We start from the raw sequence: 11,444 nt of genomic DNA on the forward strand, positions 1-11,444 counted from the left end.
CCAAGAGGGACTGTCAGGGGATGTCGAACTCTCTCTTGCTCGCGCCATCAAGGAACGCGTCCCATTCCCGGTGGCTGAAAACCAGCACAGAGCCATCAGGGTCTTTGCTGTCGCGCACAGCGACGATGTCAGGCAGATTGAGAGCGACCTCCACGCATGCCCCACCCTGACCGTTGCTCTTGGAAGCCTTGCGCCAATGGGCACGAGACAGGTCCGGCTGCGCCATCTCGCACCTCCTTCTCTATGAATGGGGTCCGCTACTTGCGTAGATCACGCGCAACCTGCTCGATGAGTGAACAGGAGTCGATCACTGAGAGGGCCGTAGCACGGAGATGGTCGAACTTCTGTAGATATCGCTCTATCTCTTGCGCCTTCTCCAAGTAGAGCGTACCTGTGTGGTACTCGATGTACACGACGCCGGTGTCTGCCGGTTCGAAGCTGAGTACGTGAAACGCCCCGTCCATGGAGGGGTGAGCTCCAGCCGTGAACGGAAGTACCTGAAGTGTGACGTTGGGCAGTTTCGTCGCCTCAAGCAGCCGTTCGAGCTGCGCCCGCATGATGTCAGGACCGCCCACGACGCGCCGGATGACGGCTTCGTTGACCACCATCCAGAGTTTCGGAGCGTTCTCGCGCGTCAGGAGCTTCTGCCGGGTCAGCCGCACGGTCACCCGCTGCTCAATGTCCCGATCATCGGCGTCGACGAGTGTGGCTCTGTGGACCTCGCGAATGTAGTCCTCTGTCTGGACGAGGCCAGGGATGAACTCGCTCTCGTAGATCTGCAACGAGGAGGCTGCTGCTTCCAGGCCCAAATAGACCTTGAACCCTTCAGGGACTGCCTGTCCATACGCCTGCCACCAGTCCCGCTGGCGTGCCTCGCGAGCCAGGACGAGCATGTTGTCGCGTTCCGCTCGGTCCACCTGATAAACGTCCAACAGCGCTCGGACATCGCTGGGCTGGATTGCCCTGCGAGCCGTCTCGAACCGGCTGAGCTTGGTTGGATGCCAATCCAGATGGCTGGCGACTTGTTCGATGCTCAGGCCACGTTCTTCTCGTAGCTCACGAAGGGCGCTTGCCAGTTGCCGTCGTCGCACGGTAGGACTCCGTGTCTCGTGCGCCATCGGATCACTCTCCAGTCTCCCAGCCCGAGGGGTACAACCCACACTAATCAGGAAGTTGCTGATTGGCACTTGCCAATCTACACGTGCCCATTGGACACTTGGCCGTGACTTCGCCAGGGAAAGGCTTCAGCCAGGCCAGGTGAGGTAGCTGAAAGTAGCGGGTCTGCTACGAAACTACTAAGCGATCTTGCTTGCCAGGGCTACGGCCAGGTCACGCAAGAGCCCAAGACAGGAATCGGGAGGCGGCGTGGTGGACGAAGGATTCCTTGCCGAGGTGGTGCTTCCGGGTATTCCGCGATCGGTGTCGGTGGCTCGCCACTGCGTCAGCCGCGTTCTGATAGACGCGGGACACCGGAACCTGGACCACGTAATTCTCGCGGTCAGCGAGCTAGTCTCCAACGCCGTACGCCATACCGTCTCGGGTTTGGCCGGTGGGCTGATCACGGTCGATGTCAGAGAGATCGGGGACGCCGTCGCGCGGATCTCCGTCATTGATCAGGGAGCCAAGACCGTTCCTCAGTTGTGCGAGCTCAAGGAGACGGACTGCACAGGTCGAGGACTACACATAGTCCAAGAGATCTCGTCCCGCTGGGGTGCGGAAGACGACGCGCTCGGAGGAAGGGCGGTGTGGGCCGAAGTGCTCACGACGGGGACCTGACAGAGGTGCCCAGCAGCCGGTCGTGCAGCATCTGCCCGTCCCTCTCCACGAACGACCAAAGAACGTCGGCGGCCAGCCACAACACCCCGTAGACCGGCCACAGCACGGCGACAGGGAAGAGCAGCGCCCGCAGCGCCGCCTTCCCCGGCCCGGCGCCCTCCACCCGGAGCCCGAGCAGCCGCTTGCCAACGGTCGTGCCATGCGGGATCCACACGTACAGGAACAGCAGCGCCACCACGGCCAGATCCGTGCCCACCGGCAGCATCCCGGACTCCAGGTGGGAGAGCAGCCCCCCGGGACCGGCGAAGCGGCTCTCGTAGAGCAGCGGCGTCACCAGGCCGAGCGCCGCCCAGAAAATCACGTAATCGGCCAGCAGCGCCGCCGCCCTGAGCCCGGTCCCTTCAGGGACAGAGCCGGGACGGCGGGGCATGCCGAGCGAAGCGGCCAGCACCAGCAAGGCCGCGAGCAGGTAGCAGACCTGGTCACGCCCCCAGCAGTCGGCCACGGCGGCGATCCATCCCGGGCTGAGAACCGTCAGCGAGAAATCCGGCGCGGTGACCGGCCCCGCCGCCGCCACCGCCACCAGCCCCCACGCGACCCGCCGCCCCACCGCCTCCGGGTCACCCTGCCGCAGGCAGCCCACGAAGCCGGCCAGCACCAGCACCGCCGGGAGCGCGCAGGCGTACGCGACCTCCGCGACCGCGCCGAGGTCGCCGGCCAGCGGCGACAGCACCGGTGTCGGTCTCGCACTGCTGTACAGGCGGACCATGCCATAGATGACCGCATGCTCCTCATAGTTCTCCAGCCCGACGCCCTGCTGCACATACAGCAGTTCCGGCACCAGCCACTCCTCCCACAACCACCACGTGGGTACGAGGGCGACGACGACGGCGGCCGACCAGGCGGCGAGGACCCTACGGGGTAACGGGAGCACGAGAGCGAACGCTACTACCCGTAGATCACCGACAGGAACCGCACCAGGATCGCCTCCCGCAGCTCGGCCGGGAGCGCGTCCAGCACGGCGTTGACCACGGCCATCCGAGGCTGCCCGGACCCAGGCCGCAGATCCACCCCCACCGAGGCGGCCAGCTCGGCGAAGGTCGCGTCGTCCAGCGCGTCCAGGTCCAGCCCGGTGATCAGCTCCACCAGCCCGTCCGGGACAACCGGAGGCCCGAGCCGCCGGGCGGCCTCCGCCGACTCGGCGATCACCTTCAGCATCGCGTCCACCCCGGCCAGCGTCACCCCCGTGACCGTGATGTGCAGGTTCGCCGGGATCCCGGCGTACGAGAGCTGCGGCTGCAGGAACCACCCGCGCGCCCGCGCCTCGTCGGCGAGCACGAACACGTCCACGTCGTCGGAGGTGAAGGCCACCAGCGTCGACCCGGAGCCCAGCACCCGCAGCCCGCCGATCCCGGCCAGCCCCGCGCGCAGCCGGTCCGCCGCCTCCAGCGTGGCCCGCCCCAGCTCGACGTACCCTTCCCGGCCGAGCGCCTGCAGAGTCGCCCACGCCCCGCCCAAGGGCCCCGCCGACCGGGAGCTCTGCACGGTCGCGTTGATGATCGTGTAGCCGGGCCAGGCCGCCGACGCGAAGTACGCCCGCCGCCGCATCGCCGGGTCGGCGAACAGCACCACCGACGCCCCCTTCGGCGCGTACCCGAACTTGTGCAGGTCGCAGGAGATCGACGTCACCCCCGGCACCGACAGGTCGAACGGCGGCACGTCCGCGCCCGCCTCGCGCAGCCACGGCAGCAGCCAGCCGCCCACGCACGCGTCCACGTGGCAGAACACGCCCGCCTCAGCTGCGATCGCCGCGATCTCGCCGACCGGGTCGATCACCCCCTGCGGGTACGAGGGAGCGGACGCGACGACCAGCACCGTGTCCTCGTCCATCGCCGCCGAGACCGCCCGCACGTCGGCCTTGAACGTCCCCAGGTCCACCGGCACCGGCCTGACCTCGACCCCCAGGTAGTGGGCCGCCTTGTGGAAGGCCGGGTGGGCGGTGACCGGCAGCACCAGGTTCGGCCGGGGCCGGGAGGCCGCGTCGCGGGCCGCCTTCACCGCCAGCATGATCGACTCGGTGCCGCCGCTGGTGAAGATGCCGTGGCCGCCGCCTAACAGGTCCGCGACGGCGCCGACGACCTGCTTCTCCATCTCGACGATGCTCGGGAACGCCGTCGGGTCCAGGCAGTTGACCTCCAGCATCGCCGCATAGGCGCGGGCCGCCGCGTCGTGCACCTCGGGCCGCCCGGTGTCGTACACATAAGAGGTCACCTGGCCGCCGCGCACGGGCAGGTCGTGTTCGGTGAGCCGGGCGAGCTCGGCCAGCAGGTCCTCGGCCGTCTTCCCGATACGGGGCAGGTTCAATGGTCCTCCTCAGCGGCCGAACCTAATTCTGTTATTCGGTTCCGTCAATCGTCCGATGGAAAGGCAGCGCGAAACCGGCTTTGCCTCCCTGTTAGCGTTATTGCAAATCTAGGGGGGTGAGCGCATGGCCGCTAAAGGGGACGAATCCGAGGCCCCGCGCAGGCCCGCCGTGCTGGGCGACGTGGCAGCACTGGCGGGGGTCTCGGCGATGACGGTCTCGCGGGTGCTCAACGCACCGCACCGGGTGCGGGCGGAAACCCGCGAGCGCGTGCTCGCCGCCGTACGCGAGCTCGACTACTGGCCCAACCTGGCCGCCCGCCAGCTCGTCACCGGCCGCTCGGGCGTGCTCGGCGTGGTCAGCATCGACACGACCCTGTACGGTCCCGCGTCCACCCTCTACTGCATCGAGCAGACCGCCAGGCTCAGCGGCTACAGCGTCAGCATCGCCAGCCTGAGCCTGCTCAGCAGGCGGTCCATCGAGGAGGCGGTGCGGCGGCTGCGCGCCCAGGCGGTCGACGGCGTCGTCATCCTCGCCCCGCACGAATCCGCCGCCGACGGCCTGCGCCACCTGCCGCGCGACCTGCCCGTGGTGGCGGTCGACGCCGGTGAGGACATCCCCGTCCCCGTCGTCACCGTCGACCAGCGCGCCGGGGCGGCCAGGGCCACCCGCCACCTGCTCGACCTGGGCCACCGGACCGTCCACCACCTGGGCGGGCCGGTCGACTGGCTGGACGCCAACTACCGGATCGACGGCTGGCGGCAGGTGCTGGAGTCCTCGGGCCGCCCGGTCCCCGAGCCGCTGCGGGGCGACTGGAGCCCGCGCTCCGGCCACGAGCTCGGCCGGCGCCTGGCCGACGACCCCTCGGTGACGGCGATCTTCGTGGGCAACGACCAGATGGCGCTCGGCCTCATGCGCGCCCTGCGCGAGGCGGGCCGCCGGGTGCCGGACGACGTGAGCGTGGTCGGGTTCGACGACATCCCGGAGGCGGCCTACTTCTGGCCGCCGCTGACGACGGTCCGCCAGGAGTTCGGCGAGGTCGGCAGGCACGCCTTCCACCTGCTGCTCGACCGCATGGCCGGCCACACCGAGCCGGCCCGCCGCCTGGTCGAGCCCCAGCTGGTCGTACGCGAGAGCACCGGCCCCGCCCCCGGCTGACCCTCAGCGGCGGAACCAGTGGGGGTGCGACTTGACGAAGGTGACCAGGAACAGCGTCTGGATACCGCCCTCGACGAGCAGGAAGAGGCCGCCGTCGACGCCCAGCAGCACCGGCCCGCCGTTCAGGCTCTCCCAGACGGCCACCAGGGCGCGGAAGAGGGCGGTCACGATGATCGGCAGGGTGTAGACCGCGAACATGCCGAGGGCGATGGCCGCGCTGGGCACGAGCAGCACCGCGTAGATCCGCACCGCTCGCCGTTCGCGGGCCGACAGCTCGGCGCTCGGGTCGGCGGGTGGTCGCGCCCGCTTCACGACGGTGACCACTCGGCGGAGCAGGTAGCGGGCGTAGTCGAGCCCGTCGCCGAACAGGTTGCGGCAGCGCAGGAGGTCGGCGAGCACGAAGTAGAAGTCGGTCCGCATGTAGACGTGCAGTTGTATCGGCACGCTCAGCATGATGACCAGCGCGAGGGTCCGCAGGAACGCCGCGGCTCCCTCAGGCGGGTTCGCGTGGGCGAGCACGAGCATGAGGATCGCGAAGAGGAAGAGGTCGCAGGCGGTCCCGGCCAGGTAGACGCGGTAACGCGAGCGCCTCGGCACCGACCAGATCGCGGTGACGTCCGTCTGCACGACCAGGTTGTGCAGCCGGGTGCCGAACCCGATGCGCGCCGGGGTGCCGAGCGACCGCGCGGCCGCCAGGTGCATCAGCTCGTGCAGGCTGATCACCACCGAGAACATCGCCGTGTTGACCAGCGTCGTCAGTCCGACGTAGTCGCTCCAGAAGAAGTCCTGGTACACCGGGACCAGATCAGGCCGGCCGAACAGGGTGACGAGCGCCGCGCCGACCACGACCGCCCACAGCACCCGCATCGGGAGGCCGAAGAGCCACCGGACGTGCCTTTCGGCCAGCCAGGGCAGGTGAGCCGGCGGGGCCTGCCCGGCCGGATCCGGCAGGTCCGCGCCGTTCAGCCGGGCCACGAAGCCGAGGTCGACCAGTGCCTCAACGAGCTGCACGACATCGAGTTCGACGTCGTGCTCGTCCTCGATCCTGCGCTGGACCACGCCGATCGGGAGGCCGTCGCCGAGCAGGCGGATCGCCTCGCCGTAGAGGGCGGGCAGGCTGACGAACTCGCCGAGCTCCGGCCGCCCGACGATGACACCGTCCGGGTCGTCGTCCGCCTGGATGCTGAGCGGACGCAGCCGGACGGTGCCGGTCGTGTCGACGGTCATCCGCCGGCCGGGCCGCAGGCGGGACAGTCGTCCTGGCGGACCACGTCCACGGCGTAGACGTGGTCCCACACCGCGAAGTTCCAGTGGAACATCCGGCCGCGCGCCTGGGTGCTCAGGCCGCCGAGGTGGTAGATGATCTCCAGCGCGCACAGGTGACCGCTGATGTTGGCGCTGGCGGCGATCACCGCGTTGGGCCACGACTCGTGGGTGATGAGATCCCGCTGCCCGGTGGCCTGCTTCTTCCGGTCCTCGTCACCGCGCATGCAGCGCCAGCACCCGGTCTCGCCCGGGTGGAAGGAGCCGACCACCGCCATCGGCCCCCCGTAGAAACTGACGAACCACGGCGTCCCGGTACGCAGTGCCGCCTCGTTCGTCCAGATCTTTATGTCCGGATCCGGCTCGTCGGCACAGAGCACGAACACGTCGCAGTCCGCCATCAACGCAGCTATGTCGTCGGTCCCGGTCGCCTTGAGTTCGCTGCCCGTCACCTTGACCAGGCTGTTCATCGCGCGCAGCCGGGCGACCGCCCGCTCGACCTTGGACTCGCCGATGTCCTGCTCGGTGTAGAGGAGCTGCCGGGTCAGGTTGGATTCCTGCACGTCGTCGAAGTCGGCCAGGTGAAGGGCGCCGATGCCGCTCGCCACCAGCCCGGCCGCGACGGCGGATCCGGTGCCGCCCACGCCGAGCAGACCAACCTTGGCCTGCTTGATCTTCGACTGGACGGTGTAGGGGGACTCCCGCGGGACGGTGTCGATCCAGGAGTAGAAATGGCGGGCGCGCGCGTACCTCTCCAGCTCCCTTGCGGAGAGATTGGCGGGAGGCTCCGCCTCGGCGTCCTCGATGAACCCCTCGGAGATGAGCGCCTCGACGATCTCGCGGACGTTCTCCCGCTCCACCTCCGGGCTGTCCGCCACGAAGTCGGCGCAGATCTGCTCGATGTCCCGGGTGCCGTCCATGAGGGTGAGGATCCGCGCGATGCTTCCCTCGGCGTCGTCCTGCAACTCCGTGGCCACGCCGTACTGACCGAGACTGATTCTTATCCGGCCGTCCGGGAAGACCGTGGGCAGATGAACGTGTTTCAGACGAGGCTTCCGCATGAACGCACTCTTTCTCCATAGAAGGCCGGAGCCGATCGCGGCTCGATCGGCTCCGGCACGTCATCCGGGTTCACGCACTGAAGTGCTCGCGGATAACGGTGGTCTCGATCTTCTCCAGCTTGCGGACCTTGAGCTCAAGCTTCTTGGTCTCCTTCTTCTGCTTCTCCATGTTCACCTCCCGGTGTTTTCCGGCGCCGTCGAATTGAATCCGTAAGGATGTCCAGAATCTACGAACCGCTGCCATGGCCGCGCTACATCACCGACGGTGGCGGGTACGTGACGGCGGCGGAGCGGCCACCGAACAGGCCGTCCCCACGAACGGGCAGGTAGATCACGACCTTCCGGACACGTCCGGAAAGCCCTTTGCGCCCGGCACGGCGACGACCTAAAATCGGCACGCCAACCCGTCGAGCCGCACCCCCCAGCGAGCATGACCGAGCGGCAGATCACTGCCGGCGATCTCCTCTATGAATGTCCAGGGCGGAGCGACACTGGATGCGTTTCGAGATCCTAGGCCCACTCCAGGTGATCCAGGACGGCCGGCACCACTTTCTCGGCAACGCCCGGAAATTACGTATGCTGCTCGCCGGTCTCATCTCCAGGGCCGACCAGCCGGTCTCCAGCGATTTCCTGTCCACCGTTCTGTGGAATGATCGGCCGCCGGTCTCGGCGCGCAGCAATCTCCAGTCGTACGTGCATCAGCTCCGCGTCCAACTGGGCGCGGAACGACTGCTGAGAAAGCCGGAAGGATACCTGCTCGTCACCCACGGCGAGGTGGACGCGGCGCAGTTCCGGAAACTCGCGGCGGAGGGGTCGGCGGCTTTCGACGGAGGAAACCACGAATCCGCCGGTCGCTGTTTCCGGCGCGCCCTGGATCTGTGGCGGGGGCCCGCGTTCGCGGAATTCCTCGATTCCGGGCCGATCGCGGAGGAGGCGCTGTCCCTCGAACAACTCCGGCTCACCGTCCACGAACGCTGGGCGGAGACCGAGCTGGCCCTCGGGCGGCACGCGGAGGCGGTGGCCGAGCTGCGCGAGGTGGCGAAGACCCACCCCTACCAGGAGAGCCTGCACGCCCTCCTCATGCTCGCCCTCTACCGGTCCGGCCGTCAGACCGAGGCCCTGGAGACCTACGCCGCCGTCCGCGACCTGCTCGCGGACGAGCTGGGGCTTGAACCGAGCCCCGTGCTGCGCCGCGTGCACGAGGCGATACTCCGCGGCGACGAGCGGATCGACCTGCCCGCGAGGCCGGGCGCGTGGCCGTCGACGGGAGGCGCTGTGGTGCCTCGTCAGCTCCCGCCCACGGTCGCCGACTTCACCGGCCGGGACGACGAGGTGGCGACGCTCAGGGACGCCCTGTCCCCCGGTAGGCGCCAGGCGCTGACGATCTGCGCGATCTCCGGTATGGGCGGGGTCGGCAAGACCACGCTCGCCCTGCACGTGGCGCATCAGCTCGCGGGCGCGTTCCCGGACGGCCAGCTCTACGTCGGCTTCTCCGGCGCCGACGACCGCACCGCCGTGGGCCGGGCGCTGGAGTCGATGCTGCGCGCCCTCGGCGTCGCAGGCGCCGCCGTCCCGGAGTCGGCCGGCGACCGCACGGCCCTCTACCGGTCGCTCCTGGCCGGCAAGCGGATGCTCGTGGTGATCGACAACGTGGCCGACGAATCGCAGGTCAGCCCCCTGCTGCCGGGGTCGGGCACCTGCGGCGTGCTGATCACCGGCCGTCCCCGGCTGGTGGGCCTGGCCGGCGTCCGGCACCTGCATCTGGACGTCTTCCGGCCCGCCCAGGCGATCGAGCTGCTGGCCCGGATCACGGGGCCGGAGCAGGTGCGGGCCGCGCCCTCGGAGGCGAGCGAGATCGTCCGGCTCTGCGACCACCTGCCGCTCGCCGTCCGTGCCGCGGGGGCGCGCCTGGCCTCCCGGCCCGACTGGCCCCTCGCCCGCATCGCCGATCTCCTGCGCGACGAGCGACGCCGCCTCGACGAGCTCTCGGTCGGGGACCTCACCGTACGGGCCTCGCTCGGGCTGAGCTACACGGCACTGTCGCCCCCGGCCCGGCGCCTCTACTACCTGCTCAGCGTGCTGCACACCCCCGACTTCGCGGGCTGGGTCGCCGCGGCCGTGCTCGACACGTCCCCGGAGGAGGCCGAGCGCAGCCTCGGCGAGTTGCTGAGCGCCAACCTCCTCACCGTCGCGGGCGTCGACACCGCCGGCCAGTCCCGTTACCGCTTCCACGACCTGATCCGCCTGCACGCCCGCGACCGCGCCGACGCCGAGGCCGCCCCGCACGAGATCCACGCGGCCGTGACCCGCGCGCTCGGCGGCTGGCTGGTCCTCGCCCGGCGGGCCGACACCGGGCTGCCCGGCAGGGTCTTCCCGACGCTCCCGGCCGAAGGCGTGACGCACGAGCCGCACGTCCGGATCTCCGATGCCTGCGCCTGGTTCGAGGCGGAAAGAGGCGCGCTCCGGGCCGCGGTGGCGCAGGCCGCCGCGCTCGGCGCGCACGACCTGTGCTGGCAGCTCGCCGATGCGACCGTCAACTTCTTCGAGCTGCACGACTACTACGACGACTGGGAGTCGACCAGCCGGCTCGCGCTGGAGGTCTGCGAGCGGGCCGGGGACGCCCGCGGCCGCGCCTTCATGCTGCGCGACCTCACCGAGTGCCTGCGCATGGGGCCCCGGCACGCCGAGGACGAGGCACTGGAGCACGCCCTCTCCGCGGTCGCGCTCTTCGAGAGCTTGGGCGACGTCCACGGCGAGGTCGACGCCCGGATCCTCGCCGGCACCGCGTTCCTGGTCCGGGGAGAGCCCGGCAAGGCCGTGGCCTACCTCGACGCGACACTGGCGAAGGCGAGGGACGCCGGCTACGTGCTCGGTCAGGTCGAGGCCGAGTGGCAGCTCGGGTACGGCCACCGGGTCCTGGGAGACTCCGAGCGGGCCGGCGTCCACCTGGAGGCCAGTCTGCGACTGGCCGAGGACGTGCCCCTCCCGTCGCAGCTGTGCCGGATCCACAGCCTGCTCGGGATCGTACGGCGGGAAGAGGGTCGTCTCGTCGAGGCCGAGGCGCACTTCACGCGCGGCGTGACGCTGGCCCGTTCGCTCCGGAGCCTCAGCGACGAGATCACCATCTTGCCGCACCTCGGCATGACCTACGTCAAGCTGCGCGACCCGCGAGCCAGGGACGTGCTCGGCCGGAGCATCCGGCTGGCCCGCCGGTGGAGGGCGCGATTCCAGGAGGCCACGTCGCTGGGCGCGCTCGGCGAGCTCGAAGCGGCCGAGGGCCACCACGCTCTCGCCGTCGCCCACACCGTCGCCGCCCTCGAGATCTGGCGCGAGCTCGCCAGCCCCTTCCACGAGGCGCAGACCCTCAAGTCCCTCGGCGCCCTGCACGCGGCCGCCGATCCGGACCAGGCCCGTACGGCCTGGAGCGCGGCCCGGCGGCTCTTCGCGCAGCTCGACAACCACACCGAGGTGAAGGAGCTCACGGCGCTGCTCGAAACCGTCAGGACAGGTGGATGACGTTCCAGCTCACCGGGGGGAGGAGGACGCGCATCGGGTCCTGTTCCACGTTCTCGTTGGGGCGCGGGGCCACCTGGTCGGGGTCGTCGGCGGTGTTGCGGGCGTAGACGTCCGGGCCGGTGAGGGTGGTGGCGGAGGTGATGCGCGCGCCGCCGAGGGCGCGGGCGTCGATCTCCAGCGAGAGCGGCCCGTCCGTGGCCCGGTTGACGGCGAAGATCGTGACCTTGTCGTACGAGAGAGCACCGCACCTATCTCAAGCTGATACGTCCTCTCCCGAAGCCCTCTCCCTGAGAGACACCCCTTCTTGG

General features: G+C 69.6%; 10 protein-coding genes. 3 read left to right on the forward strand and 7 right to left on the reverse strand.

Annotated elements, in window-relative coordinates:
- Positions 1–13 precede the first annotated feature (13 nt).
- Positions 14–226 carry a DUF397 domain-containing protein gene (locus AB0K05_RS14040; RefSeq protein WP_364229276.1) on the reverse strand — a complete coding sequence of 71 codons (213 nt, stop codon included), beginning with the start codon at positions 224–226 and terminating at the stop codon, positions 14–16.
- A 31-nt stretch (positions 227–257) separates the two neighbouring features.
- On the reverse strand, positions 258–1,091 hold the full coding sequence (locus AB0K05_RS14045) for a helix-turn-helix transcriptional regulator (protein ID WP_364229278.1): 834 nt from the start codon (positions 1,089–1,091) through the stop codon (positions 258–260).
- A gap of 274 nt (positions 1,092–1,365) precedes the next feature.
- On the opposite strand from AB0K05_RS14045, the gene AB0K05_RS14050 reads away from it, so the two are divergent.
- On the forward strand, positions 1,366–1,776 hold the full coding sequence (locus AB0K05_RS14050; RefSeq protein WP_364229280.1) for an ATP-binding protein: 411 nt from the start codon (positions 1,366–1,368) through the stop codon (positions 1,774–1,776).
- Here AB0K05_RS14050 and AB0K05_RS14055 read toward each other — a convergent pair.
- Positions 1,760–2,710: an RDD family protein gene (locus tag AB0K05_RS14055; RefSeq protein ID WP_364229282.1), complete on the reverse strand. Its 951-nt coding sequence runs from the start codon at positions 2,708–2,710 to the stop codon at positions 1,760–1,762. The genes AB0K05_RS14050 and AB0K05_RS14055 overlap by 17 nt on opposite strands.
- 14 nt (positions 2,711–2,724) lie before the next feature.
- Positions 2,725–4,140 (reverse strand): aspartate aminotransferase family protein, encoded by a 1,416-nt coding sequence (locus AB0K05_RS14060; RefSeq protein WP_364229284.1) that lies wholly within the window; start codon positions 4,138–4,140, stop codon positions 2,725–2,727.
- A gap of 124 nt (positions 4,141–4,264) precedes the next feature.
- Between AB0K05_RS14060 and AB0K05_RS14065 the strand changes: the two genes are divergently transcribed.
- Complete coding sequence (locus tag AB0K05_RS14065) at positions 4,265–5,296, forward strand: LacI family DNA-binding transcriptional regulator (RefSeq protein ID WP_219542838.1); 1,032 nt, start codon at positions 4,265–4,267, stop codon at positions 5,294–5,296.
- A 3-nt stretch (positions 5,297–5,299) separates the two neighbouring features.
- On the opposite strand, the gene AB0K05_RS14070 is transcribed toward AB0K05_RS14065, so the two are convergent.
- The gene (locus AB0K05_RS14070) at positions 5,300–6,523 is read right to left on the reverse strand and encodes a hypothetical protein (RefSeq protein ID WP_364229286.1); all 1,224 of its coding nucleotides are present in this window, start codon (positions 6,521–6,523) and stop codon (positions 5,300–5,302) included.
- Positions 6,520–7,620, reverse strand: a complete 1,101-nt coding sequence (locus AB0K05_RS14075) for a ThiF family adenylyltransferase (protein ID WP_271277616.1) — start codon at positions 7,618–7,620, stop codon at positions 6,520–6,522. The genes AB0K05_RS14070 and AB0K05_RS14075 overlap by 4 nt, the downstream gene beginning before the upstream one ends.
- Positions 7,621–8,115: 495 nt before the next feature.
- On the opposite strand from AB0K05_RS14075, the gene AB0K05_RS14080 reads away from it, so the two are divergent.
- Positions 8,116–11,136 carry a BTAD domain-containing putative transcriptional regulator gene (locus tag AB0K05_RS14080; protein ID WP_364229289.1) on the forward strand — a complete coding sequence of 1,007 codons (3,021 nt, stop codon included), beginning with the start codon at positions 8,116–8,118 and terminating at the stop codon, positions 11,134–11,136.
- Here AB0K05_RS14080 and AB0K05_RS14085 read toward each other — a convergent pair.
- Positions 11,120–11,353, reverse strand: coding sequence for an alpha-L-arabinofuranosidase C-terminal domain-containing protein (locus AB0K05_RS14085; protein WP_364229784.1), 234 nt, complete (start codon positions 11,351–11,353; stop codon positions 11,120–11,122). The two genes, AB0K05_RS14080 and AB0K05_RS14085, sit on opposite strands and share 17 nt — an antisense overlap.
- Between the last annotated feature and the right edge of the window lie 91 nt (positions 11,354–11,444).

The sequence above is a fragment of the Nonomuraea sp. NPDC049486 genome, from assembly GCF_040676925.1.
Classification (GTDB): Bacteria; Actinomycetota; Actinomycetes; order Streptosporangiales; family Streptosporangiaceae; genus Nonomuraea; species Nonomuraea ferruginea.

Coding starts and splice junctions, on each gene's coding strand:
- AB0K05_RS14065 (WP_219542838.1), top strand. CDS start 4,265: ATGGCCGCTAAAGGGGACGAATCCGAGGCCCCGCGCAGGCCCGCCGTG.
- AB0K05_RS14080 (WP_364229289.1), top strand. CDS start 8,116: ATGCGTTTCGAGATCCTAGGCCCACTCCAGGTGATCCAGGACGGCCGG.
- AB0K05_RS14070 (WP_364229286.1), bottom strand. CDS start 6,523: ATGACCGTCGACACGACCGGCACCGTCCGGCTGCGTCCGCTCAGCATC.
- AB0K05_RS14075 (WP_271277616.1), bottom strand. CDS start 7,620: ATGCGGAAGCCTCGTCTGAAACACGTTCATCTGCCCACGGTCTTCCCG.
- AB0K05_RS14040 (WP_364229276.1), bottom strand. CDS start 226: ATGGCGCAGCCGGACCTGTCTCGTGCCCATTGGCGCAAGGCTTCCAAG.